This window comes from Streptomyces sp. NPDC033165 (assembly GCF_055577965.1).
Genome location: NZ_JBVIPK010000010.1, coordinates 32,658 through 57,521, shown reverse-complemented (window position 1 = coordinate 57,521; position 24,864 = coordinate 32,658). Strand labels below are relative to the sequence as shown.

The window sequence follows — 24,864 nt, the reverse complement described above, 5'->3', positions numbered from 1 at the left end:
CATCTACCCATTCTTCGCGTGCTTCCGCCCGCCCCGTACGCCTACGAGCGGCGCGCGCCGCTCGTCATGCATGCACGCCCAGGGGCCGGTGCAGGGCGAGGAGCGCCTGATCGTCCTGGATCCGGCCGCCGGTGTGCCGTCCCAGGTCCTCGATCATGAGGTGGAGGATCTGCGCCGGGGTGGCCGGATCTCCGGTCAGCGCCCGGTGGCGTACGAGGCGGGGCAGGCGCACGGCCGCGTCGTAGAAGACCCCGGACTCGTCGCGGGCCTCGGTGACCCCGTCCGTGTAGCAGACGAGGGTGGCGCCGGGCGGGAAGGGAAACGTGTCGACCGGGGCCGACCAGGCGCCCAGGGCGCTCATGCCGAGCGGGGGCGCCTCCTCGGACGGCTCCAGGACGGCGGCCCGGCCCCCGGCGTCCAGCAGCACCGGGGGCGGGTGCCCGCGGTTGACGACCCGTACGGTGTCGAGGCCGGCGGAGAACTCGGCGATCAGCGCCGTCGTGAACCCCTCGTCCCGCTCGTGCCCGCCGCGACGGCCGCCCTCGCGCAGCAGGGCCCGCTCCAGGGCGGCCTCCAGGCGGGGCAGGTCCTCGGCCTCGTCCGCGGCGTAACGGAAGGCGCCCAGGTCCGCGCAGACCGCGCTCACCGCGCCCAGGCCCTTGCCCCGTACGTCCCCGACCATCACGCGCACCCCGTGCGGGGTGTCCTGGACGACGTAGAGGTCGCCGCCGATCATGGCCTCGTCCTCGGCGGGCACGTACCGGGCGGCGATCCTGAGCTCGCCGAGCCGCGACGGGGGCCTGGGCAGGACGGCGCTCTGGGCCACGGCGGCGACCTGCCGGGCGCGCCGGGTCCGGGCGGTCTGGCCCTCCAGGGCGCGGTGGATGAGGACGGCCAGCACGGTTACGGCCAGAAGGGTGAGCTGGTTGGCGACGCCCCGGTGCCAGCCGAAGGTGCCGTTGATCCAGGCCAGGGCCGCGTGGACGGCCATGGACAGGGCGCCGATCGCGATGATGCCGGGCAGGCTCAGGAGCGGTGCGGCGGCGACGGGCGCGGCCATCAGCAGCGGCGCGGAGGTGACGTCCGTCGGAGTGGCCAGGTCCAGCACGGCGGCCAGCGCGATGACCCCCACCGGGATCCACTGGGCTCTGCGCAGCTCCGCCACTCCCCCACGCTGTACGGGGCCGGCGGCCCTCGCATCCCGGCGCGGGCCGGAAGGGCTCCGCCCGAGGCCGCTCACTCCGGCAGCGGGGTCCCGGGACGGGGCGCGGCGGCGCACGCGGCGTCCAGCCGGATGCGATGGGCCATCACGGTCTCGGGGTCGTCGACGACGTCGACCCGGACGCCGGGGGTCTCCAGGACGGCCTGGTCGCCGATCTCGGGGGCGGGGACCCGCAGCAGGTGGAGGGGCGGCATGCCGGTCAGGGGGTGCGGCGGGTGGTCCATGGGCACCACCTGGACGGTGATGTGCCGCTCCCGCATCGCCTCGGCCAGCGCCGCCCGCTGCCCGGCCATCGTCTCCGGTCCGCCGACCCGGGTGTGCAGGGCCGCGGCCGGGAACAGGGCCCACAGGTCGGCTCCGCGCTCACGCATCCGCCGGCGGCGCTCCCGCAGCAGTTCGACGCGGCGCTCCAGCCGGGCCGGGGGGTCGTCCGGATACTGCGTGCGGTGGAGCGCGGCGGCGTACGCGGGGGTGCGCAGCAGCTCGGGCACGAGCGCCGGGTGCCAGGTCCGCACGAGACTCGCCGAGGACTCCACGCCGATGACCTCCTGCTGCCAGCCGTCCATCGCGTCCCGCCAGCGGTGCCACCAGCCGGGCAGGTTCGCGTCGGCGAGTTTGGCCATCATGGGCTCGGCGACAGCGGGCGGGACTCCGTAGCAGCGCAGCAGTTCGCTGACCTGCCGGGCGTCGAGTCCGGTCTCGGCCCGTTCGATCCGCCGGACGGTGGCGGGGTGGGCATCCAGTGCCTCCGCGGCGGCCCGGAGGCTGATCCCGGCGCGTTCCCGCAGCAGCCGGAGGCGGACCGCCAGTACGCGGTGCTCCACGGTGGGACCGGAGCGGGCTCGCATGCGGATACCTTCCTCGTCGAGCCCCGATAGGGAGCACTACACACTCTGTCGGTTGCAAAGTACGCGTTTTGCGTCGAGAGTGCATACATGTCGGAAATAGCCATTTGCGCGGAACGCGCCCCCGATGCCGTAGGCGGCCGAGGTGCGCACAGCTGGTGGGTGCCCCGATCGCCCAGGGGGGTGCCGGAGGCGCGGCACCGGGTGCAGGAGGCGATGCGCGCGTGGGGCGAGCCCGCCGACCGCGTCGAGGCGGCCGCTCTGATCGTGACGGAACTGGTCACCAACGCCGTGCAGCACACCAGCACCCGGCGGATCCGCTGTCGCCTCCTGCGCTCGGCCGGTGGGGTGCGCCTGTGCGTGTGGAACCGCGGCCGGGCCCGTATCCCCTCCCCCGCCTGTCCTGACGACTCGGCGGAGCTGCTGAGGGCCTCGGCCCGGGAGACGGGCGGCCCCGGCGCCGACGATGCGATCGACTGCCTGTCCGAGGACGGCAGGGGCCTGCTGCTCGTCGACGCGCTGGCGGCCCGCTGGGGCACCCGCGCCGCGCTGGCGGGCCGACTCGTCTGGGCCGACCTCTGACGCCGCTCGTCGCCTGACGCCACTCGCCGCCTGACGCCGCCCGCCGTCTCGGGGCCGGCGCCGCCCCGCCCCCGGCAGGGACCGGGGCCCGGGCAGGGACCCGGCCTCAAGCAGGGGCCGTGGCTCAGGCAGGGGCCGTACGGCACTCCGGGTGTCCCCAGCCGTTCGGGTTCTTCGCGATCGGCTCCTTGGCCGCGTACGACTTTCCGCAGTGGCACCGGCCCGCGAACCGCGCCTTGATCGTGCCGGTGGACCGCCCGCCCCGCGAAGCGCCCGCCGCGCCGGAGGCTTCCGTACGCCCCTTCGCCTTCGTCGACCGTGCGGGAGCGGGCACCGGCAGAGCCGTGTCGCCGTGGGCCGTGCCCGCCGGGCGCTGGGTCACCGCGGCCTCGCTCGCGGCCTGGTCGGCGAGCGCGTTGAGCCGGTCCCCGTCCACCTGATGGGCGGGGACATGGCGGAAGGTCACCGAGCGCTCGGTGAGCAGGGCGTCGATCCGGGTGACCAGCTCACGGTTGGCGACGGGCTTCCCGCCGGAGGTCTTCCAGCCGTTGCGCTTCCAGCCCGGCAGCCACTTGGTCACGGCGTTCATCGCGTACTGCGAGTCCATCCGCACCTCGACGCGCACCGCCGGATCGACGGATTCCAGCAGCTCGGCCAGCGCGGTCAGCTCGGCGACGTTGTTCGTCGCGGTGCCGAGCGGTCCGGCCTCCCAGCGCACGGGGGTCCCCTCCGCGTCCGCCACGACCCACGCCCAGGCGGCCGGTCCCGGATTGCCCTTGGACGCCCCGTCACAGGCGGCGATGATGCACTCGTTCATCCCTCGATCATGCCAGCCCCGCACGACCCTTCCGACCGGCCGCCCACAGGGGCCACACGCAGCCTTGACCTCAACCAAACTTGGGGTTTTAGCGTTCTCAGTGCACCCGGGGCCGCACGGCCACGGGCCACCCTGGCCATCAGATTTCGGAGCGCCCCATGGACATGGAAGTCACGGCTTGGCACTCGCTGCACAGTGCGATCAACGCCCAGGAGGACCGCCGGCCCTTCTCCCGGGCCACCTTGCGCCGCATCCTGGTCTTCGCACGTCCCCACCGGCGGCGCATCCGCCGGTTCCTGCTGCTCAGCGTCGTGACCGCGCTGCTCGCCGTGGCCACACCGGTCCTCGCCGGCTGGGTCGTCGACGCGATCGTCAAGGGTGAGGAGACCGGGACGGTCATCCGGCTCGCCCTGCTCATCGCGCTGATCGCGGTCCTCGAAGCCGGGCTGGCGCTGCTCACGCGCTGGTTGTCGGCGACGCTGGGCGAGGGTCTGATCCTGGACCTGCGCACCGCCGTGTTCGACCACGTCCAGAAGATGCCGGTGGCCTTCTTCACCCGGACCCGGACCGGTGCCCTGGTCAGCAGGCTCAACAACGATGTGATCGGCGCCCAGCGCGCGTTCAGCAACACGCTCTCCGGGGTCGTCTCCAACCTCGTCACCCTGCTGCTGACGCTCGCCGTGATGCTCACGCTCTCCTGGCAGATCACCCTGCTCTCGCTGGTCCTGCTCCCCGTCTTCGTCGTGCCGGCCCGCCGGATGGGAGCCCGGATGGCCGGGCTGGAGCGGGAGGCCGCGAGCCACAACGCCGCGATGGGCACGCAGATGACGGAGCGGTTCTCCGCCCCCGGCGCGACCCTCGTCAAGCTGTTCGGGCGGCCGTCCGACGAGTCCGCGGAGTTCGCCGCCCGCGCCGACCGGGTCCGGGACATCGGTGTCCGTACGGCGATGGTCCAGTCGGCGTTCATCACCGCGCTGACCCTGGTGTCCGCCCTGGCCCTGGCGCTCGTGTACGGGCTCGGCGGGTTCTACGCCCTGCGCGGCAGCCTGGAGCCGGGGGCCGTCGTGGCACTGGCCCTGCTGCTGACCCGGCTGTACGCGCCGCTCACCGCGCTCGCCGGGGCGCGGGTCGAGGTGATGAGCGCGCTCGTCAGCTTCGAGCGGGTTTTCGAGATCCTGGACCTGAAGCCGCTGATCGAGCAGAAGCCGGACGCCCGTCCGGTGCCCGAGGGCCCGGTCTCCGTGGAGTTCGACCGGGTCTCCTTCGGCTACCCCTCCGCCGAGAAGGTCTCCCTCGCCTCCCTGGAGGAGGTCGCCGCACTCGACGACCGGGGCGGCACACCGGTCCTGCACGAGGTGTCCTTCCGCGCCGAACCGGGCCAGATGATCGCCCTGGTGGGCTCGTCCGGCGCGGGCAAGTCGACGATCGCGCAGCTGCTGCCCCGGCTGTACGACGCGGATGCCGGTGCCGTCCGGTTGAACGGTGTCGACGTACGGGACCTGAGCGCCGACTCGATCCGGGACACACTCGGCATGGTCACCCAGGACGGGCACCTGTTCCACGAGTCCGTACGCGCCAATCTGCTGCTCGCCCGGCCCGACGCCTCCGAGGACGAGATCTGGGACGCCCTGCGCCGCTCCCGGCTCGACGGCCTGATCGCCTCGCTGCCGGACGGTCTGGACACGGTGGTGGGCGAGCGGGGCTACCGGCTCTCCGGCGGTGAGCGTCAGCGGCTCACCATCGCCCGGCTGCTGCTGGCCCGCCAGCGCGTCGTGATCCTCGACGAGGCGACCGCGCACCTCGACTCCACCTCGGAGGCCGCGGTGCAGGAGGCCCTGGCAGAAGCGCTGGCGGGCCGTACCGCCGTGGTGATCGCCCACCGGCTCTCGACCGTACGGGCGGCCGACCGCATCCTGGTCGTGGAGGCGGGCCGGATCGTGGAGAACGGCACGCACACCGAACTGCTGGCGGCGGGCGGGCGGTACGAGGAGCTGTACCGCACCCAGTTCGAGCGGCCGTCGGGGGACGGGGAGGACGAGATCCGGGAGATCGAGCCCGTCCGCTGACCCACTCCCCCGCCGCCTCCCCGTTTCCCACTCCGTACCCCTGACACCGCCATTCCGTACCCCTGACGCCGTCCGGCCGGACATCACCGGCCGGACGGCGTCAGCGCGTGCCGAAGCGGCCGATCCTCACCCGTTCGGCGGTACGCAGCCTGCGCAGCGCGTGACCGCCGCACCGGCGCCACTCCTTCGGCGACACACGCGGGCGGTGACCGCCGTTGGTGACCAGTGCGTTCACCGACGTCATCGGGTCCGCCGCCATGGTCTTGGCCAGCAGCACGCCGACCACCAGCGGGAGCAGCGTGACGGCGAGGGCGGTACCGGCGGTGGTGACGTGCTGGATGCCTGGGTGGCGCGGCGCTTCGGAGGTCATACGGACGTCGGAGGTCATACGGGTATTCGAACAGCGGCCGGGCGCCGGAACATCGGGGCACGTACTCAGGGGTGGCGGCCCGGCATACTCAGGTGGTCACGGGGGACGCTCACAGCGGCCGTGCACGACGACGGGCCCCGAACTCACCGCCGTACCACGGAAGGACCGCTCCGATGGGTGACAGCCACGGACTCCCGGACGCGCACGACGGCCGGGGGCGTCCGGCCGCGACGGTGTTCGACGCGCTGGGGGCGGAGTACGAGCGGGCCTTCGCCTCCTCCACGGCTCACCGCGCCTCGCTGGACCGCCTGTTGGCGGACCTCGCGCCGGGCAGCCGCGTACTGGACGTGGGCAGCGGAACGGGCCGTCCCACCGCGCAGACCCTGGTGGAGGCGGGGCACCGGGTGCTGGGCGTCGATGTGTCGCCGGTGATGACGGCTCTCGCGGTCCGGCAGGTGCCGGGGGCCGAGTTCCGGTGTGCCGACATCCGCGAACTACCTCTGCCCGAGCGAGAGTTCGACGCCGTCTGCGTCTATTTCTCGCTGCTGCAGATGTCTCGCGGCGAGCAGGGCGAACTGCTGGAGCGGCTCACCCGGTCGCTGCGGGCCGGCGGGGTGCTGGTGGCCGCCACGGTCCCGGTGGACGTGGCGGATGCCGACGCGGTGTTCATGGGGCAGCCGGTCCGGGTCTCCAGCTTCGGGGCCGAGGAGTTCACCGCACTGCTGACACGGTCGGGGCTCATCGTGGAATGGGAGCGGAGCACGCTGTTCACCCCGGAGCATCCGGCGGGCCGACCCGAGCCGCACCTGTTCCTGCACGGCCGCCGCATCTGACGTTCCTCCCGTCCCACGCGGACCGGCCTCCTCATTGGCTATCACAAAGAACCAGCCGAATGAATGGCAAGGATGGCGCATTCGTGTTCCTTCACGAGAAGGTAATGCGAAAGCAAAGTTCTGGTCTATATGGTGAGCTGTAGTCGTATCCCCGCGATGCGATCGGAACGGGTCTCACAGTGCCTGCCTTGCGGCATATCACGAGGTGAGACGCCCCCTCCGTTCCGAACATTCATACGGATATAAACAGCTCATTCGCCAATATGACCCGACCACACCGCTCCCCGGCCCCGCCGGATGCAGGAGGCAGGCCACCATGCAGTCCCTCGTAGAACACGCCCGGACTTTCACCGAGCACGTCGCCGCGAACGCAAAGGATTTCGCCCTACTCGCGGACGGCCAGACCCCCGAAGCCCTCTTCATCACCTGCTCGGACTCCCGGGTCGTCCCCTCACTGTTCACCGGCGCCCGCCCGGGGCAGCTCTTCGAACTCCGTACGGCGGGCAATATCGTGCCGCCCTATCCCGAACGGGACCGGCCCACCGGCGAGGCCGCGACCATCGAGTACGCGCTGCGCATGCTCCAGGTGCGCGACATCATCGTCTGCGGGCACTCCCACTGCGGCGCGGTGGGCGCCGTGTTCCGGGGCGACGACCTCTCCGCCATGCCCGCCGTCCGCCATTGGCTGGAGTGCTCCTCGGACGGCAGGACCCCCACCGCCCACTCCGGCGATCTGCCCGGGGCGATCCAGGCCCACGCCCTCGCCCAGCTCGACACCCTGCGGGGTTACCCCGCGGTGCGGGAGCGGCTCGCCGAGCGCACCCTCGGTCTGCACGCCTGGTACTACGAGGTGCACACCGGCTCCGTCAGCGTGCACCGACCGGAGCACGGGCCCTCGTTCGCCCGCCTCTGACGGCTTCCCTCCCCCACTCTCACGCGCCCGGCCCCGGCCGGGCGCGACCGTACCCACAAGGGAAACCATCCGTGATCTCCGCGAAGGAACTCAAGAACCCCCAGGTCGTTCGACGTGACCTACTGGCGTCGATCGTCGTCTTCCTCGTCGCGCTGCCGTTGTGCGTCGGTGTCGCCGTCGCCTCCGGAGTCCCGGCCGAACTGGGCCTGGTCACCGGTATCGTCGGCGGGCTCGTCGTCGGCATGATGCCGGGCAGCAAGCTCCAGGTCAGCGGGCCCGCCGCAGGGCTCACCGTGCTGGTCTACGAGGCGGTCAAGGAGTTCGGGCTCGGCACACTGGGCCCGATCGTGCTGGCCGCCGGACTGCTCCAGGTGGTGCTGGGCGCGGCCCGCTTCGGCCGCTGGTTCCGCGCCATCTCCGTCTCCGTGGTGCAGGGCATGCTCGCCGGGATCGGCCTGGTCATCGTGCTGGGCCAGCTCTACGCCCTGGCCGACACCGAGCAGCCGGGCAGCGGGCTGTCCAATCTGGCCGGACTGCCCGGACTGGCCGTCGAGATCGCCACCGACGGCGAGGCCCTGACCGCCTTCGGCCTGGGCGCCGGGACGATCGCCGTGCTGCTGGTGTGGCCGAAGCTCCCGGCCGCCGTACGGATCGTGCCCGCGCCGCTGGCCGCGGTGGGCCTGGCCACCGCAGCCGCCTACGTGGCCGGGCTGCGCCCCCTGGTGGCCGATGTGAACGGGCTGCTGCACGCCATCGAGCTGCCGGGGGGCGCGGAGTTCGGACGGCTCGCCGATGTGGCGGTCATCGGCACCGTCCTCGCCTTCGCCCTGATCGCCTCCGCCGAGAGCCTGTTCAGTGCGGCGGCCGTCGACCGGATGCACGACGGGCCGCGCACCGACTACGACAAGGAACTGGTGGCCCAGGGCGTCGGGAACACCATCTGCGGGGCGCTCGGCGCGCTGCCGATGACCGCGGTCATCGTCCGCAGCGCCGCCAACGTCCAAGCCGGGGCGACGACCGCACTCTCCCGGGTCGCCCACGGCATGTGGCTGCTGCTGTTCGCCGCCCTGCTCCCGGCGGCCATCGGCATCATCCCGCTGGCCGCGCTCGCCGGAATCCTCGTGCACGCCGGGTGCAAGCTGGTGCCCGCCAAGGAGTTCGGGCCGCTGTGGCGCGAGCACCGCGGGGAGGCGGTCCTGCTGGCGGTCACCGCGCTGGCCATCGTGGTGACCAACCTGTTCGAGGGGGTCGTGCTCGGTCTGCTGCTGGCCGTGGTCAAGTCGGCCTGGGAGACCTCGCACGTACAGCTCTCCACCCACCAGCTCACCGGGGGGCGGGTCGTGGTGACGCTCACCGGCAACGCCACCTTCCTGCGTCTGCCGCGCATCCTGGAGCAGCTGGAGAAGCTTCCGCAGGACCAGGCCATGGAGCTGGACCTCAGCGGCCTGCGCCACCTCGACCACGCCTGCCGGGTGGCGCTGGAGAACTGGGCGCGGAGACACAACGACGCGGAGACCGACCCGGTGACGATCCGCCGCTAGGACCTGTGCGCGCGGGAGGAGCTGGGCGCGTCGGCGGTGCGGGCCGCTCTACGCATCCGCCGCGCGGACATGGGCCGGGGCCACCGGCCGCGGGTGCCGAATCTCCCGCCCGGGCCGTGTCCGGACACGGCCCGGGTCCGCTGACGTCCTCGTCGGCGGCCGGAACGCCTACGGGTCAGGCGGCCGGGGCGAGTTCCGCGCGCCCGAAGAGGAGCGCGTAGCCGGGCGGCAGCCTGCGGACGAGCCGGGTGACCAGTTCGTCCCCCACGAGAGCGGCGACGGCGGTCAGGACGACTCCGGCGTCCCAGCGGGCGGTCGCCGGGGTTCCTGCGGTGCGCAGGGCGAGGTCGTACACGAAGCCCGCGCCGCCGAGCTGTTCGAGGGCCGGGGCCTCGGTGGTGAACGCCCGGGCGGCTTCTCGGGGCAGGGCGGCGGCGAGGGCGACGCGCTCGTCGCCGGTGACCTGTCGGCCGAGTGCGGTCAGCACGGCGCGCAGGGTGTCCTCGGCGCGTTCGCGGGTGGGGTAGGCCCCGTCGTATCTGATCTTCTCCAGCAGCCGGTCCCACGTCGCGTCCTGTCGTGCGCCGGCGTTCCGAGGCTCGTGAATCATCGTGGCAGCAGCCCTTCTCGTCGTACTGCTCAGGTGTTCTTCAGGTGGCCGAAGAGCGCGTCGTACCCCGTCGGCAGTTGCAGCAGGATGCGGCGGGTGAGTTCGTCGCCCGCCGCATCCGCGGCGACACTGAGGACGGCGCCGACGTCCCACAGGGCCGTCTGTTCGGTGGCGCCCTCGATCCACGCCGCGGTGGCGCGCACGAACCGGTCCGGGGAGAGCGGTTCGGCGGCCTGGAGCGGGTTCAGCAGGATCAGGGCCATGGTCTCCGGGAGCCGGGCGGCCAGCTCGGCCCGTTCCCTGCCCACCAGGTGGGCGCCGAGGAGAGCCAGGACGACGCGCGCGGCGCGTTCGGCCTCCGTTCGCGTTTCGTACTCTCCGCGTTCCCGGACCCGGTCCAGGAACGCCTCCCATCGCAGGGTCACCGCAGCCGCCCCCTCGGGGTGGTGAGGGCGGGAGCCGGGACCGGGGGAAGAAGGGGAGATCCCGTCCCGGCCCTCGCCGCTGTCGCGGGCGGACCTGGGTCAGCCCTTGATCTGCTTGCGCCGGGACCCCCCGCCGACGGCGATCTTGCGGGGCCGGGCGCGCTCGGCGATCGGGATGCGCAGGGTCAGCACACCCGCGTCGTAGTCGGCGTCGATCCGTTCGGTGTCGAGGGTGTCCGCGAGGACGATCTGCCGGGAGAAGACGCCCAGCGGGCGCTCGGAGAGCTCCATCTGCACGTCGTCGGTGTTCACGGCCGGGCGGCGCTCCGCCCTGACGGTCAGCATGTTCCGTTCGACGTCGATGTCGATCGCGTCCGGTGAGACACCGGGAAGATCGAATGCCACCACGTACTCGTCGCCCTCCCGGTACGCGTCCATCGGCATCGCCGAGGGCCGCGACCAGGTGCCGGGGCGCAGGATCTGCTCGGTGATCCGGTCGAGTTCGCGGAAGGGATCGGTACGCATCAGCATGGCGGAAACACCTCCAGTCGCTCGGGCGGGTAGCCCACGCATTTCACCTGACACCGTTGTAACATGTCATCCATTCGATGACAAACATGAGTGTCGCCGAAAGGATGACAGCATCTCCGAGCACCTCAGGGAGTCCCCGGTGTCCCCATCAGCCCAGCCCGACCCGGTTCACCGCCCCGATCCGGACCCCGTCTCCTTCCTCGCCGCCTCGGCGGCCCTCGAAGCCATCGACGAGGCGGTCCGCGACGCGCACGCCCCGGGCGCGGAGGCCGCCTGCGCCCCCTCGGCGGACCCGGAGCGCGACCGGGCCCTGGCCTCGCTCCAGCTGCTGCGCGAGGTGCGGGAGCGGCTCGCGGGCTGGGAGACCGGGCTGATCGAGGCGGCCCGGGCGGCGGGGGCGAGCTGGGCCGACCTCGCCGATCCGCTGGGCGTCGCCAGCCGCCAGGCCGCCGAGCGGCGCTATCTGCGGCTGCGCCCGGGCACCGCGGGCAGCACCGGCGAGCAGCGGGTCCGGGCCACCCGGGACAGCCGGGCGGCGGACCGGTCGATCACCACGTGGGCCCGGCAGAACGCGGCGGACCTGCGGTCGCTCGCCGGGCAGATCACCGCGCTCCCGGACCTCCCCGCCTCGGCGGACCCCTCGCTGGACCGGCTCCGCCAGGCTCTCGGCGCGGACGACGCCGCCGCCCTGGTCACCCCGCTCACCGCGCTCCACCCCCATCTCGCCCCGGGGCACCAGAAGCTGGCGGACCGCGTCGACTCGCTCACCCGTCACACCAGCCAACTGCGCAGGGATACGACCACCCGGCGGCGGAGCGGCTGAACGGTACGGCTACGGCTTGCGGGCGACGAGCCCCCACTGGTCGACCGGCACCGCGTCGTCGCCCTCGGGCCGCCACCGGTCGATCGAGACGAATCCCGGTTCGAGGAGCTCCAGGCCGGCCGCGCAGGCGGTGATCTCCTGCGGGTCCCGCACCAGGTACGGCGGGTTGTCGCCCGAGTCGTAGGCCTCCTGGGCGGCCAGGGTCTGCGGGGTCTTCACCGTGTCGCAGAGCACCAGATGACTCCCCGACGGCATGCGGGCCATGTACCGCTGGACGACCTCGACGCCCTCGGCCGGAGCGAGGTGCCCCAGCGTCGACAGCAGGAGCACGGCAACGGGTTCGGACAGGTCCAGCGTCTTCGCCGCCTCGTCGACCACCGCGTCCGTGTCGGAGAGATCCTCGTCCACATAGGCCGTGCGGCCCTCCGGGGCGCTGGTCAGCAGCGCCTGGGCGTGGGCGAGGACGATGGGGTCGTTGTCGACGTAGACGATCCGCGCCTCGGGCGCGATGCTCTGGGCCACCTCGTGGGTGCTGTTCGCCACCGGCAGCCCGGTGCCGACGTCCAGGAACTGGCGTACACCCATGGAGGCCAGATGGCGGATCGCGCGGACCTGGAAGGCACGGGAGGCGCGGGCGATGTCGACCATCTGCGGATAGGCCGCACTGACCGCGTCGGCCAGCTCCCGGTCCACCGGATAGTGGTCCTTGCCGCCCAGCCAGGCGTTCCAGACGCGCGCCGAGTGGGGAACGTCGGAGCGGACCCTGCGGCGGAGCTCATCGTCGTCGACGCTCATGTCTCTCCTCTACTCGCCGGCACTCCACACGGAGGTCACTTTCTGTGACTTTAGCGTAGCCGTACGCACGCACAGGGGGGCGGCGACGTCAGAACAGCCGTCCCAACAGCCCGAAAACCCAGCTCATCAGCATCGCGAGCAGGATCGCCACCCCGAGGACGATCACGCCGCACCAGGACCAGCGGCCCCTTGTGACCATCTCGTGCTCGTCGCGTCCGCCCAGCTCCCCGTCGAACAGGTCCACGGTCTTCCCTCCCTCGTCACCGGGCCCCCGGCCCCGTAGGTACGCGAACTCTCGCACGGCGCGCCGGACAGGTGGCTCAGCGGGTGCGCCCGGAGCGATGGGCGGTCAGCTCGCCGTGGGCCGCGAGCGCGGCGGGCAGACCGGCAACGTCGACGCACCATCGAACGGGATCAGGCGTCCGCACCCGTCGGCGCCGCCCGCTGGTTGAGCCTGCCGAACGGCACGTGCACGCTCGGGGTGGTCCGTGAGGTGCTCTCCAGGTGGCCCTGCTGGTCGTCGAAGAAGATGTGCGGCTTCAGGACCTTCATGATCTCGCCCTTGTCGATGCCGCCGAGGAAGAACGCGTCGTTGACGGTGACGCCCCATCCCTTGAGGCTCTGCACCGCACGCTCGTGCGCGGGCGCGTTGCGGGCGGTGACGATGGAGACGTGCAGGCGGATGCGGTAGCCGGGGTTCTTCCGGCGCTCCCTCTCCTCCCGCTGCTGGATGCGGTTCACATTGGCCAGGAAGTCCCTCAGCGGGCCCGCGTCGTGCGGGACCGCCGCGTTGGCGACCTCGTGGGCGCGGAACTTCTCGATGCCGCCCTCCTGGAACACCTGCTCCGATGCGTCCGTCGCCAGGACCCCGTCGAAGTCGAAGGAGATCCGCAGGTCGTGGTCTTCTGCGTCGTCCTCGTACGGAGCACCCAGCACATGCCCGGCGGGCCGCCCGGCGGTGACGGCCTCGCGGACGTCCTGCTCGTTCGCCGACAGGAACAGGGACATGTTGAGCGCGGGCATGAAGCGGTGCGGGGAGCGGCCCTGCATGAAGATGGCGCGGCTGATGGGCAGTCCGTGGGCCGCTATGGACCGCATGACCCGCAGCCCGGTGTCGGGGTCGTTCCGGGACAGGACGATCACCTCGACCAGGGGGTCGTCCGCCGCGCCCAGGTCGTTCAGCGACAGCAGACGCCGGATGAACGGGAACGCCGTCCCCGGGCGGAGCGGATCGCCCACGTGGTGCTCCTGGTAGGCGCGGTAGCTCTCCTCGCCCTGTTCCCGGAAGACGGCGTCCGACTCCGTGAGATCGAAGAGAGCGCTGGACGCGATCCCGATGACCAGCCGGTCGGCAAGGTCGTAGTGCACGGTGATTCCTCCGGTGGGCCACTGGTTCGTTCGCCCCCCGACTATCGCACCGGCGCATGCCCGCTCTCAGCTCAGCAGCAGCGCTCCGTCCCACGGCGTGGCCGGTGCGTTCCCGGTGGCGTAGGTGTGCAGGGCGAGGGCGATCCCCGCGGCTCCCTCCAGAAAGCCGGGCCGGTCCAGTTCGCGGGCGGCCAGGACGTGGGCGTAGCGGAAGCCGAACGGCGCCTCGGGGTCGAATCCGTCGGCCACCCGGGCCGCCAGCCGGTCGGCGTCCGCCCGGTAGTCCTCGTCGGCGGTGTCGTGGGCCATGCGCAGCACGATCTGGAGCAGTCCCGCCCAGCCGTGGCACAGCGCGGAGTCCCGGATCAGCTCGTCGCTCGCCGCGTCCAGCGCGCCCCGCAGGGCGGCGTGTGCCTCGGCGCGCCAGTCCGCCCGGTCCAGCGCCAGCCCGGCGAGGTGCACGGCGCGGGCCGCGCCCGCGGCGCCGTAGCACCAGGAGTCCCGTCCGCGTTCCGGCCCCTCGCCGCTCTCGATGTGGGCGAGATTGATCAGGTGCGGCCAGCGGGGTCCGTGGGCGTCGGTCGTCCGGCGGCGCGACAGGAGGGCCATGATCCGTTCGATGGCCTCGTCCTGACGGTCCACCCGGAAGCCCGCCCGCCAGGCGGTGGACAGGAGCGCGAGGGGACCGGTGACCCCGTGTGCGAGACCGAAGTTGACGTGTTCGACGAGCCCGTGCTCCAGCCCGTCGGTGACCCACCACGCGGGCAGCCGGGTGCCGTGGCGCGTGATGTCGTCGGCCGTGGCCGCCGCCACGAGGGAGGTGAGCACGTCGGTCAGCGCGGCCCCGGCCGTCTCCCGCGCCGCCTGCCCGTCCGCCGCCTCGTGCCGGGCCAGCAGATAGCGGCCGATCCCGGCGGTGCCGCCCAGTACGTCGTAGCGGCTCCACGCGCCCACCGGCTCTCCGGCGCGCGTCCGTTCCAGGTCCGCGTGGGCGCGTTCCCGGGCCTGGTCGGTGATGTGCCGGTCAAGACCGGCCAGCATCGTCGCGTAGCCGCCGGATCCGACGGCGGCGGTGTGTCCGGCGTACGCGAGCGCCACCATTCCGCCGAACAGGGACTGCGGCCGGAGCCGGATGCCGGCGGCGAGGGCCGCCGAGAGGTGTGCGTGTGCCCGGCCGCGCAGTTCCGGCTCGCCCGCGGCCAACTCCGCGAACAGCAGGGCGACTCCGGGGTGGCCGTCGTTGAGCAGCAGCGGGTCCCAGACCGGTTGCGGGGCGCCCGGATAGCGCATGACGTTGTCCGGTACGCCCGCGATCCGGGCCACCCGCTCCGGCTCGGCGAGCCGGTCCGCGATCTCGGCGACGACGCGGGCGGCGGCGGTCCGGCGGGCGGGGGCCGCTGTCCGGTCAGTCGGTGTCGGTGCGCGTGACGGCACGGAAGCTCTCCAGTTCCTGGAGCAGGCGGCGGGCCTCCGCCCGCCGGGACACGGGAAGTTCACCGACGCGCACTACGTCACCGGCGTCCAGGCGGCGCAGCACGGCGAGCGCTTCGGTGGTGATCGGGCCGGAGACGGCGTGGCCGTTCGCGGCGCAGGCGCGGGTGCCGTCGCCGGGCGCGGCCAGCAGCGGGGCGCACGCCCGTACCGGGGTGTCGTCGTCGAGCACCCGCTCCTCGGCGGGCGGCTCGGTCGGCCAGAAACCGCCCGCCGTCCTCACCCGCAGGGCCAGCGCGGTCGCCCGCTCGGCGAACCGGTCCTCCTCCAGGTGCCGGGCGAAGGTCTCCACGGCAGCGGCGAGGGCCGGGGGCAGCTCACCGGCGAGCCGCCCGTCCGCACCGGCGTCCGGGGTGAACAGCGGGGCGGAGGCCACCGGACGGGTGCCCCGGAACAGGTCCTTGATCTCGTAGTACGGCCGGTGTTCGCGGCGCGGGATGCCCACGTTGACGCTGGTCGCGGGGGTGTCACCGGTGCTCTCCCCGACGTGGTAGTAGCGCGAGGGCCAGTACAGCAGGTCCCCCGGTTCGACCTCGGCGACGAACGATGAGGCCAGGTACGGCTGGTAGTCGAGCACCGTGTGCACCGGGTCCGACCACGGACGTTCGGCCCAGAACCGCATGCGCTTGGTGCCGCGTACGCAGTACATGAAGGTCGCGAAGCGGTCCTGGTGCACGCCGACGGGGCTGTGTTCGTAGGAGCCGTGGAACAGCGTGGATCCCGCGCTGTGCGTGGGCTGGCCGACCCGCTCCCACAGTCCGCCGTAGAACCGCTGGGCGCGGGCCCACAGCGGGTGGGAGAAGGCGTGGAAGCGGTGGACGACGAGGGCGTAGCGCTGCCCGTCCAGCCGGGCGGCCATCCGCTGCTCGTAACCGTCGAGCGAGCCGTCGGAAAGCTCGGGCGGATAGTCGTACGGCCGGGTCTGCTGCCGCCGTCGCACGACGAACTGGACGTTGCCCGGGACGGCGAGCGGATGGGGCGGGCGGCTGCCGCGCACGGCGGCCCCGAACACCTCGGCCTCGTCGTAGGGCGCCCCCTCGAACGCCCCGTCGACGCCTTTGTACAGCACGGGCCGCCGGTCCCAGAACCGGTCGACGAAGGTGTCCCAGTCGAAGGACTTCTCGATGCTCAGCGTCATCGCCCGGGCTCCTCGACCACATCGGCCTCCTCGGCCACGTCGATGCCGCGCAGCCGGTAGAGCTTGTCGAGCAGCGCGAGCACCGTCCTTTCGGTCCTGTCCTCGTCACCCGCGCCGAGGGCGCGGCACACCTCGTCGGCGCCGGTCTCCTCGCCGTCGCCGAGCGCGGCGTACGCACGGTCGCTCGCGGCTGCCGGCAGGGTGAAGACGTTTCCGTTGACCGCCCAGACCTCCTGGCGGGGCCCGTCGGGCATCCGGACGATCTCGCTCGTGCGGCGGAAGCGGGTCCGGCGGGTGATCCCGACGCCCTCGCGGGGCACCGGGATCGGTTCGAGACCGGCCGCCGAGCGCAGCGCCGCCCAGCGCACCCGCAGCGTCCTGTGCAGCTGCTCGCCGGTCACGGCCGTGCGCAGTTCGTCGCCGAGCGCGGTCAGGCGGGGCAGCACCCCGTCCTCGTCGTCGATCCGGGTCCCGGGCCCGAACGGGAAGTACGGCACGGTCTCGTCGTTGCCCTGGCCCCGGTGCACCAGGTCGGCGAGGAGGTCCCGCAGTGCGGTGAAGGGCAGCCCCCGGTCGACGGGGACGCTCAGGCGAAGCGCCACGCACCGGTCGCCGTAGGTGTCCACGTGCCGCTGGTCGCCCGGCCAGTACAGCAGCTCTCCCGCGCCGGCGCTCAGCGTGCGCACGCCCTCCACCGGCCGGTCCGGGTCCGCGATCGCCTCGGGAGGGGGGCCGCCGCGCTCGTCCCACAGCCGTACGTCCATCCGCCCGCGCAGCACCCATGTCAGCGCCGCGTGGGTCGGCCGCTCGGCCGCGCCGGTGTGCTGGGTGAACCGGTCACCGATCAGCACCTCGGCGGTCAGGGGGAGGTTGGGCCAGCCGACCTGCCGCCACAGCCCGCTGATCGCGTCCCGTACCGCTGACCACAGCGCGTGGTCCAGGAGCAGCGGCTGAGTCACCGTCAGCAGGTAGCCCTGTCCGGACACATCGGCGTCCAGCCGGTCCAGGTAGGCGTCCAGGGTCGGATCGCCGGTGTCGGGCAGCAGGGCGCCGGGGGCGCGCAGTCGGCCGTCGCCGACCAGGAACCGGACGTCGGGCATCACCCAGAAGCGGGTTCCGGCGCGGAACGGGGCGCACGACTCGACGGTCAGGGCGTGGATCCGGTCGAGGGGGACGGGGGGCGCGGCGGTCAGCCGGGCGGGGCTCCGGTCCCAGTACCGCTGCCCGAACAGCTCCCAGTCGAGGGCGCCGTGCGCTCGTCGCGCCTCGTGGATCTGCGTGCTCATGACCCTCCCTTTCCGGTCAGGGGGTGTCTCGTCGCGGACCCGGCCTTGTCCGGGGCGACACCCTCCAGGGGGAACCGCCGCCGTATCCGCTCCGTGTGCTCGGCCAGCGGCTCCATTCCGAGGGCGGCCCGGCGGCGGTCCACGCCTTCCGGGTCCTCGACCGGCCACGGCACCAGCTCGCCGCCGACCGGCTCGAACCGCGTTCCGTACACCTGCGGGAGCCCTTCGGCGAGGCGCAACTCATCCGTCAGATAGGCGACTTCCCGCCAGGGCAGATCGCCGCCCTCCGCCGCCTGCCGCATCAGCTCCAGGCAGTGCTTGCGGAACTCCAGGTGTTCCCGGGCATGTTGTACGAGGCGGCTCGCCGCGACAGCGGCGTCATGGCCGACCAGGGCGCGCCCGGGCCATCCGTGGTCGGCCACGACGGTGGCCAGCCAGGCGATTCCGGCGTCGGTCAGGGTCCGCAGCCGTTCCTCGGCCGCGGTGTCGGTCATGCCGCCGTCCGCCCAGGGCACCCGGACGGCCCCGTCGAGGCGGTCCAGCCGCAGGAGCCTGCGCCGGATCTCCCCGGCGGGCGCGGGCTCGGCCGGGGCCTGCGGCGCGTCGACCGGGTCGATGCGCAGCCGTACCTTCTCCCGGTCCCAGAGGTAGGTGATCCTTCGGGCCGCCTCCGGCCAGTCGAAGGCGACCTGCCCCTCGGCGGGGCTCTGGAGGTGCAGCCGTACGCCCGACTCCGGGTCCGTGACGTCCAGCTCCGGCACATCGTCGAAGACGTGCTCCGCCGCGTCCCGGAGTGCCACACCGAGCCCGGCGAGGGTGAGGTTCGCGCCGTCGAGCAGTTCCCGCAGGGGCGGCCAGCCGCCCTCGGGGGCCGGGCGGGCCGCGACCGGGGCGAGCCCGTGGGTCTGCGGCGGCGGTTCGACCCGCAGCACCGGGCCGCCCTCCAGCGAGCGGACGAAGTAGGGCACGTCCATGCGCCGGAGCTGGTCGAGCTCCGCCCGGTCGAAGTGGACGTCGGGTTCGGCGGGTCGGGGCGCGGCGCCGCCGCCGGACAGCCAGCGGGGCACCAGGGCGTCGAAGTACCGGAACGTGGGCTGCCGCAGCACGCGGACGTAGTGGCCCGGGGTGGCGGTCGCCAGGAAGTCCCGGATCGTCGTCCGCTGCCGGCACATCAGGGTCCAGGCGTCGAACATGCCGCGCAGCATGGCGGTCAGGTGGGGGCCGTATCCGGTCCGGCCCTCGGTGTCGGCGACGACGTTCCTGGTCTCGTCCCGGGCGTAGGGGCGGCGGCGTCGGTGCAGGCGCAGGGCCCCGGTCGCTTCCTCGGTCCAGCAGACGGGCGGGCCCTCGGCGCTGCACCAGCGGGCGGTGCGCTCCAGGCCGACGTGGTGCTGGTCGACCTCGGCGGTGGGGTCGTGCAGCAGGCCCGTGTCGTACAGCCGGGGGACGTGGCAGAAGTAGATCTCCAGGTCGATCGGGTACAGCAGCGGCTCGGGGTCGCCGGGCCGGCTTCCGGTCACCACGTTGCCGCCGATCATGTCGGTGATCCCGAAGGCGAACATCGCGGCGGTCAGGGAGCCCGTCCGGTGCCAGAAGCGTCGCGCCTCCGGCGGGGTGAGCCGGGTGCCGGTGAGCTGCCACGGTCCCGAGGTACGGATCGGCCCCCACTGGTCGGGCGGCTCGATCCATTCCTGCCAGAGATAGCCGGGGGCGGACCCGGGCCAGCAGGAGAGCACGGGCAGCCGGACCGCGCCGGAGGCCGCGGGCGCGTGGTTGAGGAGGTCGAAGACGGACGAGGGAGGGCCGTCCCCGCCGTGCGCGGTGAACAGCAGCTCACCGGAGGCGGGTCGCGGTTTGTACGCGATGCGGCCGCCGCCCGCGCAGTCAAGCCGCAGCACGCGCTGGCGGCCGTTGTGGGTTTCCTCGCCGTGGGTCCACAGGCCGACGACCGGTCCCCGGAATGCCGGGTTCCCGGGCCAGCAGGTGGTCAGGTCCTTGAGCAGCCGTTCGAGAAAGAGCGTCAGAAAATCCTCGCAGCGCGCCGCCCACTCCGCGACCCGGTCCCGGGCATAGTGCGTTCGTCCGGTCGCGCAGGCCACGAACGCCTCGGACACCACGGGGCCAAAGATATCGGCGTTGGCAATATCCAGCAGTCCGGGGGAAATTGCCGCGGAATACCGTCGTCCGGCCGTCTCGCACCAGTTGTCGAGCCGGTCCAGCAGCGCCAGGAGCGGTGCGAACCGGCGGTCGCGGAGCGCGTGGGCGAGCATCCGCGCGTCCTTCTCACCGCCGAGCAGCCGCCCGGTCCTGACGGTCCCCTCCGGGCCCCCGGCGACCACCGGCGGGAAGAGCCCGCCCGCCGTGCCCTTGCCGACAGCGGCGAGTACCCGCTGCGCGACCGGTGAGAGGTCCGCCCAACCACCCTCTTCGGAGAGACTTTCGGGGTCGCCCGTCTCCCAGAGCGGTTCGGTGTCCGCTGATCCTTCCGGCAAAGCTGCCCTCCGACTCCTCGCTACGGGACGCACACGCACCCGGGTGGCGCCGGTGTCAGCGGCGCCACCCGGTACGCATCAACAGCAGTAGATGCTCGCGCACGAACCGCAGGCGGTTCCGCTGCCGGAATTCGTCGGCGAGGCAAGCGGCGGAATTTCCTGCTCCAGATCGCCGATCACCAGATCGAATACGTCGTCGGCGTTCTGGTCGGATGCGACCTGGACCTTTTCTTCGAGAGTCTGCATGAATACCCTCCTTCTGTGCCGAGTAATTGACCGTCACTCAGTAGAACCGGACTGCATGCGCATGTCAACAAGACGTGATCCGGACGCCTTCCCGCTCCGTCTCCGCCCCCAGGAGGTCCCATGCCGCCCCCCACCGCGCGCCGCCCGCGGCACAGGCTCCCCGTCGCCCTGCTCGCCGCGGCGCTGGGGGCGGCCACTCTCGGCGCTCCCGCCCCCGCGGCCGCCAGCGAGTCCGCCGACTCCCCCGCGTCCGGCGGGAGTTACCTCGTCGGGCGCGGCCTCGCCGATGTCACGGGCGAGGCCGCCGAGACCGGGATGATGGGGTACTCCAGCTTCGACCAGAAGACCTCCGGCATCCACCAGCGGCAGCGGTCGCGGGCGTTCGTCGTCGTCGACCGGTCGAGCGGCAAACGCGTGGTGTACGTCAACGCCGACCTCGCGATGATCTTCCAGTCCGTACGGCAGGGGGTCCTCGCCCGGCTCCAGGAGCGCTACGGCAGCCTGTACGACGAGGACAACGTCCTGCTGTCGGCCACCCACACCCACTCGGGCCCCGGCGGCTACTCCCACCACCTGGCGTACAACCTCTCCGTCCTCGGCTTCCAGAACGGCACCTACCGGGCCATCGTCGACGGCATCGCGGACTCCGTGGTCAAGGCCCACGACGACCTGAAGCCCGGCACGGTCAGCCTGGGCACCGGAACGCTCACCAACGCCAGCGTCAACCGCTCCCGGGACGCCTTCGACCGCAACCCGGCGGCCGACCGGGCGGCCTTCCCCGACGCGATCGACCCCGCGATGACCGTGCTGCGCTTCCGGCAGGGCGACAAGGACGCGGGCGCGATCAGCTGGTTCGCCACCCACAACACCTCGATCACCAACAGGAACACCCTGGTCAGCCCCGACAACAAGGGCTATGCCTCCTACGTCTGGGAGCACGACCACGAAGGTGTGCGCCATCTCGACGACACCCCGGGCTTTGTCGCGGCCTTCCCGAACACCAACGCCGGGGACATGTCGCCGAACCTCAACCTGAAGCCGGGCTCCGGCCCCACCGAGGACGAGTTCGAGAACACCCGCGTCATCGGAGAGCGCCAGCTCGACAGGGCCCGCGAGATCTACGACGACGCGCGGCCCGTCGCCGGTGGCGTCGACTCCCGGCTCGCCTACGTCGACATGGAGAACGTGACCGTACGCGGGGAGTACACCCCGGACGGGCAGGAGCACCGCACGTGTCCCGCCGTCGTCGGCGCGTCCACCCTCGCGGGCAGTGTCGAGGACGGCCCGGCGATCCCGGGCTTCGAGGAGGGCATGCGCACCCCGGTCGCCGGAATCCTCGACGCGCTGCGCATCGACACCCCGTCCTGGCTCGCGACCTGCCAGTACCCGAAGGCGAGCGTCGTCCCCACGGGCCTGCTGAGCAAGGTCCACCCGGTCACACCGAAGATCCTCCCCCTCCAGATCATGAAGATCGGGGAGCTGCACCTGGTGGCCGCCCCCGGTGAGTTCACGATCACCTCGGGCCTCCGGGTCCGCCGCACGGTGGCCCGGCAGCTCGGCGTCCCGCTCGACCGCGTCCTGCTCCAGGGGTACGCCAACGCCTACAGCCAGTACGTGACGACGCCCGAGGAGTACGACGCCCAGAACTACGAGGGCGGCTCCACCCTGTACGGCCGCTACACGCTGCCCGCCTACCAGCAGGAGTACGACCGGATCGCGGAGTCCCTGCGCGAGGGCACCGCGCTCGACGCGGGGCCGACACCGCCGGACGAGTCGGGAAGGCAGTTCAGCCTCCAGACCGGGGTGGTGTACGACAACCCGCCTGTGGGGAAGGCGTTCGGCGGCGTCCTCAAGGCGCCGCAGGCCTCGTACGCGCGTGGGGAGAAGGCGACCGCCGAGTTCGCCACCGGCCACCCGAAGAACAACGTCCGCCGGGGCTCCACGTTCCTGGAGGTCCAGCGGCTGGAGAACGGCGCCTGGGTGCGGGTGCTGGACGACGGCGCCTGGGAGACCACCTACCGCTGGACCCGGCTCAATGGTCTGACCGGCACCTCGAAGGCCACGATCACCTGGGACATCGGTGCGGACACCGCTCCGGGCACCTACCGGATCGTGCACCACGGGGACGCGAGGAACCTGTTCGGGAAGATCACCCCGTTCACCGGGGCGACCGGGACCTTCACCCTGAAGTAGGGGGTCAGACCTCGCGCGTTGTGGGCTGGAACCAGGCAGGTCCTTCGGTGAGGGCCTGCTTGATCCGGAACAGGGAGAACTCGGCCAGCGGAGGGAGGCCGTCCAGCGGGAACCAGCCCACTTCCAGCGACTCGTCGTCGTTGACCCGGGCCTCGCCGCCGGTCGCCCGGCAGCGGAAGGTGATGTCGAGGTACTGGCAGCGGTCGCCGTTGGCGTACTGCACGGGCTCCAGCGCCTGGGTGAGCACGACCCGCTCGGCCACGCAGTGCACGCCGGTCTCCTCCAGCACCTCGCGCTCCGCCGTGGCCGCCGGCTCCTCGCCCGGTTCGGCGATGCCTCCGACGAGCGACCACTTGCCCGTGTCCGCGCGCCGCCCGAGCAGCACCCGGCCCTCATCGTCGAGGACGACGGCCGTCACCCCGGGCAGCAGGAGCAGCTGGTGCCCGGCGGTGGCGCGGATCTCACGGATGAAGTCGGGGGTAGCCATGGATCGAGCCTACGTGGCAGGCATCCGGTGCTACTTCCCGGTTCCCGGCACCCTGCGTGCCCGGACCGCCGAGACGCTCACCCAGCCCAGGCCCGCCAGGGCCAGCAGGGCGATGACGCCCTCGGGCAGCGGGCCCATCCGGGTGGCCGGGGTGAGCGAGGAGCGCAGCGGGACCTCGGCGACCAGGGCGTCGGGGGTGAACATCCCGCTCCGGTCGGCGATCGTGCCGTCGGGCCGGATCACCGCGCTGACCCCGCTGGTGACGGGGACGACGACGGCCCGTCCGTGCTCGACGGCCCGGACCCGGGACATGGCGAGCTGCTGGTAGGTCATCTCGCTGCGGCCGAAGGTCGCGTTGTTGCTCGGCACGGCGATCATCTGGCCGCCGTGGAGGACGGTGTCGCGGGCGGCATCGTCGAAGGCGGCCTCGTAACAGGTCACGAGCCCCACCTTCGTACCGGCGAGGTCGAAGACGCCGACCTCGGTGCCGGGGACGAACTCGCGCTGCACCCGGTCGACGTCCTCGCTGAAGAACCGGGCGACCGTCCGCATCGGCATGTACTCGCCGAAGGGCTGGATGAACCGCTTGTCGTAGGTGTCGACGGGGCCCTTGCCGGGGTTCCACTCGATCAGGGTGTTGCGCAGGCTGTCGGGGCCCTTCTCGACCACCGAGCCGATGACCGTGGGCACGCCGATCGCCTTCACCGCGTCGTCGATGACCTGGCGGGCGTCGGCGTTGAGGTAGGGGTCGAGGTCGGAGGAGTTCTCGGGCCACAGGACGAAGTCGGGCTGCTTCTCCTTGCCCGCCTTCACGTCTTCGGCGAGCTGCGCGGTACGGCGGGCGTGGTTGTCGAGGACGGCGCGGCGCTGGGCGTTGAAGTCGAGGCCGAGGCGCGGGACGTTGCCCTGGATGGCGGCGACGGTGGCCGTTCCGTTCTCCGCCGAGTCGTCGACCAGGGGCAGCGCGCCGAGCGCGGCGGCGATCGGGACGAGGACGGTCGCCGCGGCCCCCGCCACGGCCGCGCGCGGGACCTCTCCGGTGCTCCGGTACGTACGGAACCGGCGCACGGCCTCATACAGCCCGAAGCCGCACAGGACGACGGCGAAGGACAGCAGCGGGGTGCCGCCCAGCGCGGCGAGCGGCAGGAACACGCTCTCGGCCTGCCCGAAGGCGATCTTGCCCCAGGGGAAGCCGCCGAACGGGATCCGGGCCCGGACCGCCTCGTCCAGGGTCCAGACCGCGGCCGCCCACACCGGCCAGTACGCGAGGCGGGTCACGGCGGCGATGCCGAGAGCGCCCACCGCGATGAAGAGGGCCTCCGCGGCGGCGAGGGCGAGCCAGGGCAGCGGCCCGACGTCCTCTCCGGTCCAGCGCAGCAGCGGCAGCATGAACCCGAGCCCGGACAGCAGCCCGAGCCCGAAGGCGGCCCGCAGCCGACGCCCGTGCAGCACCCAGCCGAGCAGCGCGAACCCGGGCAGCACGAGCCACCACAGCGGGCGGGGCGGGAAGCTCGCGTAGAGCAGGACGCCGGAGAGGACAGCGGCGGCCGGACGGAGGAGCCGCAGCAGCAGTCCGGTGGCCGGGGGCACTGCGGCGGACGGCAGGTCGTCGACAGGAGTCATGGTGGCGCTCACCCGCCGGAGTCTACGGTGGGCGGCTGTGAGCGGCGGCGCTGGCCGTGCCCGGGCAGGGCGGGGCGGGGTTGTGGGCACCGGGCGTGCCGGGCGGTGCGGACCGGGGCCTGGCGGGCCGGGGGCCACCGGCCATCGGCCATCGGCCATCGGCGGGA

24 protein-coding genes are annotated in these 24,864 nt (G+C 72.7%); 7 read left to right on the top strand and 17 right to left on the bottom strand.

What is annotated here, in order from left to right:
* Positions 1 to 64 precede the first annotated feature (64 nt).
* Positions 65 to 1,165, bottom strand: a complete 1,101-nt coding sequence (locus ACZ5WC_RS23120; RefSeq protein ID WP_468542566.1) for a PP2C family protein-serine/threonine phosphatase — start codon at positions 1,163 to 1,165, stop codon at positions 65 to 67.
* Between the two features lie 71 nt (positions 1,166 to 1,236).
* Positions 1,237 to 2,070 carry a helix-turn-helix domain-containing protein gene (locus tag ACZ5WC_RS23115; RefSeq protein ID WP_468542565.1) on the bottom strand — a complete coding sequence of 278 codons (834 nt, stop codon included), beginning with the start codon at positions 2,068 to 2,070 and terminating at the stop codon, positions 1,237 to 1,239.
* Positions 2,071 to 2,283: 213 nt separating this feature from the next.
* Here ACZ5WC_RS23115 and ACZ5WC_RS23110 point away from each other — a divergent pair, with 213 nt between their 5' ends.
* Positions 2,284 to 2,649: an ATP-binding protein gene (locus ACZ5WC_RS23110; RefSeq protein ID WP_468542564.1), complete on the top strand. Its 366-nt coding sequence runs from the start codon at positions 2,284 to 2,286 to the stop codon at positions 2,647 to 2,649.
* A 124-nt stretch (positions 2,650 to 2,773) separates the two neighbouring features.
* Here the strand turns inward: ACZ5WC_RS23110 and ACZ5WC_RS23105 are convergent, their stop codons facing one another.
* Positions 2,774 to 3,466, bottom strand: coding sequence for a ribonuclease H family protein (locus ACZ5WC_RS23105; RefSeq protein WP_468542563.1), 693 nt, complete (start codon positions 3,464 to 3,466; stop codon positions 2,774 to 2,776).
* Between the two features lie 158 nt (positions 3,467 to 3,624).
* Here ACZ5WC_RS23105 and ACZ5WC_RS23100 point away from each other — a divergent pair, with 158 nt between their 5' ends.
* Positions 3,625 to 5,532 carry an ABC transporter ATP-binding protein gene (locus tag ACZ5WC_RS23100; RefSeq protein ID WP_468542562.1) on the top strand — a complete coding sequence of 636 codons (1,908 nt, stop codon included), beginning with the start codon at positions 3,625 to 3,627 and terminating at the stop codon, positions 5,530 to 5,532.
* Positions 5,533 to 5,632: 100 nt separating this feature from the next.
* Here the strand turns inward: ACZ5WC_RS23100 and ACZ5WC_RS23095 are convergent, their stop codons facing one another.
* Positions 5,633 to 5,902: a hypothetical protein gene (locus tag ACZ5WC_RS23095; protein WP_468542706.1), complete on the bottom strand. Its 270-nt coding sequence runs from the start codon at positions 5,900 to 5,902 to the stop codon at positions 5,633 to 5,635.
* Positions 5,903 to 6,075: 173 nt separating this feature from the next.
* On the opposite strand from ACZ5WC_RS23095, the gene ACZ5WC_RS23090 reads away from it, so the two are divergent.
* The 3 genes from ACZ5WC_RS23090 (at position 6,076) to ACZ5WC_RS23080 (ending at position 9,189) form a co-directional block, all read left to right on the top strand.
* A complete protein-coding gene (locus ACZ5WC_RS23090) occupies positions 6,076 to 6,735 on the top strand; it encodes a class I SAM-dependent methyltransferase (protein ID WP_468542561.1) in 660 nt (219 codons plus the stop codon).
* Between the two features lie 316 nt (positions 6,736 to 7,051).
* The gene (locus tag ACZ5WC_RS23085) at positions 7,052 to 7,648 is read left to right on the top strand and encodes a carbonic anhydrase (RefSeq protein ID WP_468542560.1); all 597 of its coding nucleotides are present in this window, start codon (positions 7,052 to 7,054) and stop codon (positions 7,646 to 7,648) included.
* Positions 7,649 to 7,719: 71 nt separating this feature from the next.
* Positions 7,720 to 9,189 carry a SulP family inorganic anion transporter gene (locus ACZ5WC_RS23080; RefSeq protein ID WP_468542559.1) on the top strand — a complete coding sequence of 490 codons (1,470 nt, stop codon included), beginning with the start codon at positions 7,720 to 7,722 and terminating at the stop codon, positions 9,187 to 9,189.
* Positions 9,190 to 9,364: 175 nt separating this feature from the next.
* Here the strand turns inward: ACZ5WC_RS23080 and ACZ5WC_RS23075 are convergent, their stop codons facing one another.
* From ACZ5WC_RS23075 to ACZ5WC_RS23065, 3 genes are all read right to left on the bottom strand, one after another.
* Complete coding sequence (locus ACZ5WC_RS23075) at positions 9,365 to 9,799, bottom strand: DUF2267 domain-containing protein (RefSeq protein WP_468542558.1); 435 nt, start codon at positions 9,797 to 9,799, stop codon at positions 9,365 to 9,367.
* Between the two features lie 29 nt (positions 9,800 to 9,828).
* The gene (locus ACZ5WC_RS23070) at positions 9,829 to 10,224 is read right to left on the bottom strand and encodes a DUF2267 domain-containing protein (protein ID WP_468542557.1); all 396 of its coding nucleotides are present in this window, start codon (positions 10,222 to 10,224) and stop codon (positions 9,829 to 9,831) included.
* Between the two features lie 99 nt (positions 10,225 to 10,323).
* Positions 10,324 to 10,755, bottom strand: coding sequence for an Hsp20/alpha crystallin family protein (locus ACZ5WC_RS23065; RefSeq protein ID WP_468542556.1), 432 nt, complete (start codon positions 10,753 to 10,755; stop codon positions 10,324 to 10,326).
* A gap of 139 nt (positions 10,756 to 10,894) precedes the next feature.
* Between ACZ5WC_RS23065 and ACZ5WC_RS23060 the strand changes: the two genes are divergently transcribed.
* Positions 10,895 to 11,578: an HSP18 transcriptional regulator gene (locus ACZ5WC_RS23060; protein ID WP_468542555.1), complete on the top strand. Its 684-nt coding sequence runs from the start codon at positions 10,895 to 10,897 to the stop codon at positions 11,576 to 11,578.
* Positions 11,579 to 11,587: 9 nt separating this feature from the next.
* Here the strand turns inward: ACZ5WC_RS23060 and ACZ5WC_RS23055 are convergent, their stop codons facing one another.
* The 8 genes from ACZ5WC_RS23055 to ACZ5WC_RS23020 all read right to left on the bottom strand — a co-directional run bounded on the left by ACZ5WC_RS23055 (position 11,588) and on the right by ACZ5WC_RS23020 (position 20,394).
* Positions 11,588 to 12,373: an SAM-dependent methyltransferase gene (locus ACZ5WC_RS23055; RefSeq protein ID WP_468542554.1), complete on the bottom strand. Its 786-nt coding sequence runs from the start codon at positions 12,371 to 12,373 to the stop codon at positions 11,588 to 11,590.
* Between the two features lie 88 nt (positions 12,374 to 12,461).
* The gene (locus ACZ5WC_RS23050; RefSeq protein WP_468542553.1) at positions 12,462 to 12,617 is read right to left on the bottom strand and encodes a hypothetical protein; all 156 of its coding nucleotides are present in this window, start codon (positions 12,615 to 12,617) and stop codon (positions 12,462 to 12,464) included.
* A gap of 170 nt (positions 12,618 to 12,787) precedes the next feature.
* Positions 12,788 to 13,741, bottom strand: coding sequence for a 5'-nucleotidase (locus ACZ5WC_RS23045; RefSeq protein ID WP_468542552.1), 954 nt, complete (start codon positions 13,739 to 13,741; stop codon positions 12,788 to 12,790).
* Between the two features lie 66 nt (positions 13,742 to 13,807).
* Positions 13,808 to 15,175: a lanthionine synthetase C family protein gene (locus ACZ5WC_RS23040; RefSeq protein ID WP_468542551.1), complete on the bottom strand. Its 1,368-nt coding sequence runs from the start codon at positions 15,173 to 15,175 to the stop codon at positions 13,808 to 13,810.
* Positions 15,147 to 16,370, bottom strand: coding sequence for a JmjC domain-containing protein (locus ACZ5WC_RS23035; RefSeq protein ID WP_468542550.1), 1,224 nt, complete (start codon positions 16,368 to 16,370; stop codon positions 15,147 to 15,149). Before ACZ5WC_RS23035 ends, ACZ5WC_RS23040 begins: the two co-directional genes overlap by 29 nt.
* Complete coding sequence (locus ACZ5WC_RS23030) at positions 16,367 to 17,656, bottom strand: hypothetical protein (RefSeq protein ID WP_468542549.1); 1,290 nt, start codon at positions 17,654 to 17,656, stop codon at positions 16,367 to 16,369. The genes ACZ5WC_RS23035 and ACZ5WC_RS23030 overlap by 4 nt, the downstream gene beginning before the upstream one ends.
* On the bottom strand, positions 17,653 to 20,148 hold the full coding sequence (locus tag ACZ5WC_RS23025) for a DUF4135 domain-containing protein (protein ID WP_468542548.1): 2,496 nt from the start codon (positions 20,146 to 20,148) through the stop codon (positions 17,653 to 17,655). Before ACZ5WC_RS23025 ends, ACZ5WC_RS23030 begins: the two co-directional genes overlap by 4 nt.
* A 78-nt stretch (positions 20,149 to 20,226) precedes the next feature.
* The gene (locus ACZ5WC_RS23020) at positions 20,227 to 20,394 is read right to left on the bottom strand and encodes a hypothetical protein (protein ID WP_179500316.1); all 168 of its coding nucleotides are present in this window, start codon (positions 20,392 to 20,394) and stop codon (positions 20,227 to 20,229) included.
* 120 nt (positions 20,395 to 20,514) lie between these two features.
* Here ACZ5WC_RS23020 and ACZ5WC_RS23015 point away from each other — a divergent pair, with 120 nt between their 5' ends.
* Entirely contained in the window at positions 20,515 to 22,587 is a 2,073-nt protein-coding gene (locus ACZ5WC_RS23015) for a neutral/alkaline ceramidase (RefSeq protein ID WP_468542547.1), read from the top strand.
* A gap of 4 nt (positions 22,588 to 22,591) precedes the next feature.
* Here ACZ5WC_RS23015 and ACZ5WC_RS23010 read toward each other — a convergent pair whose 3' ends face one another.
* Together ACZ5WC_RS23010 and lnt are read right to left on the bottom strand one after the other, a co-directional pair.
* Positions 22,592 to 23,074 (bottom strand): NUDIX hydrolase, encoded by a 483-nt coding sequence (locus ACZ5WC_RS23010; protein ID WP_468542546.1) that lies wholly within the window; start codon positions 23,072 to 23,074, stop codon positions 22,592 to 22,594.
* Positions 23,075 to 23,104: 30 nt separating this feature from the next.
* The gene (gene lnt, locus ACZ5WC_RS23005) at positions 23,105 to 24,697 is read right to left on the bottom strand and encodes an apolipoprotein N-acyltransferase (RefSeq protein ID WP_468542705.1); all 1,593 of its coding nucleotides are present in this window, start codon (positions 24,695 to 24,697) and stop codon (positions 23,105 to 23,107) included.
* Between the last annotated feature and the right edge of the window lie 167 nt (positions 24,698 to 24,864).

Excerpts from the sequence above, each read along its gene's own strand:
- ACZ5WC_RS23090 (WP_468542561.1), top strand. The coding sequence starts at position 6,076 with ATGGGTGACAGCCACGGACTCCCGGACGCGCACGACGGCCGGGGGCGT.
- ACZ5WC_RS23075 (WP_468542558.1), bottom strand. The coding sequence starts at position 9,799 with ATGATTCACGAGCCTCGGAACGCCGGCGCACGACAGGACGCGACGTGG.
- ACZ5WC_RS23010 (WP_468542546.1), bottom strand. The coding sequence starts at position 23,074 with ATGGCTACCCCCGACTTCATCCGTGAGATCCGCGCCACCGCCGGGCAC.
- ACZ5WC_RS23110 (WP_468542564.1), top strand. The coding sequence starts at position 2,284 with ATGCGCGCGTGGGGCGAGCCCGCCGACCGCGTCGAGGCGGCCGCTCTG.
- ACZ5WC_RS23095 (WP_468542706.1), bottom strand. The coding sequence starts at position 5,902 with ATGACCTCCGAAGCGCCGCGCCACCCAGGCATCCAGCACGTCACCACC.
- ACZ5WC_RS23055 (WP_468542554.1), bottom strand. The coding sequence starts at position 12,373 with ATGAGCGTCGACGACGATGAGCTCCGCCGCAGGGTCCGCTCCGACGTT.
- ACZ5WC_RS23030 (WP_468542549.1), bottom strand. The coding sequence starts at position 17,656 with ATGAGCACGCAGATCCACGAGGCGCGACGAGCGCACGGCGCCCTCGAC.
- ACZ5WC_RS23105 (WP_468542563.1), bottom strand. The coding sequence starts at position 3,466 with ATGAACGAGTGCATCATCGCCGCCTGTGACGGGGCGTCCAAGGGCAAT.
- ACZ5WC_RS23035 (WP_468542550.1), bottom strand. The coding sequence starts at position 16,370 with ATGACGCTGAGCATCGAGAAGTCCTTCGACTGGGACACCTTCGTCGAC.
- ACZ5WC_RS23085 (WP_468542560.1), top strand. The coding sequence starts at position 7,052 with ATGCAGTCCCTCGTAGAACACGCCCGGACTTTCACCGAGCACGTCGCC.
- ACZ5WC_RS23020 (WP_179500316.1), bottom strand. The coding sequence starts at position 20,394 with ATGCAGACTCTCGAAGAAAAGGTCCAGGTCGCATCCGACCAGAACGCC.
- ACZ5WC_RS23115 (WP_468542565.1), bottom strand. The coding sequence starts at position 2,070 with ATGCGAGCCCGCTCCGGTCCCACCGTGGAGCACCGCGTACTGGCGGTC.
- ACZ5WC_RS23100 (WP_468542562.1), top strand. The coding sequence starts at position 3,625 with ATGGACATGGAAGTCACGGCTTGGCACTCGCTGCACAGTGCGATCAAC.
- ACZ5WC_RS23015 (WP_468542547.1), top strand. The coding sequence starts at position 20,515 with ATGCCGCCCCCCACCGCGCGCCGCCCGCGGCACAGGCTCCCCGTCGCC.
- ACZ5WC_RS23065 (WP_468542556.1), bottom strand. The coding sequence starts at position 10,755 with ATGCTGATGCGTACCGATCCCTTCCGCGAACTCGACCGGATCACCGAG.
- lnt (WP_468542705.1), bottom strand. The coding sequence starts at position 24,697 with ATGACTCCTGTCGACGACCTGCCGTCCGCCGCAGTGCCCCCGGCCACC.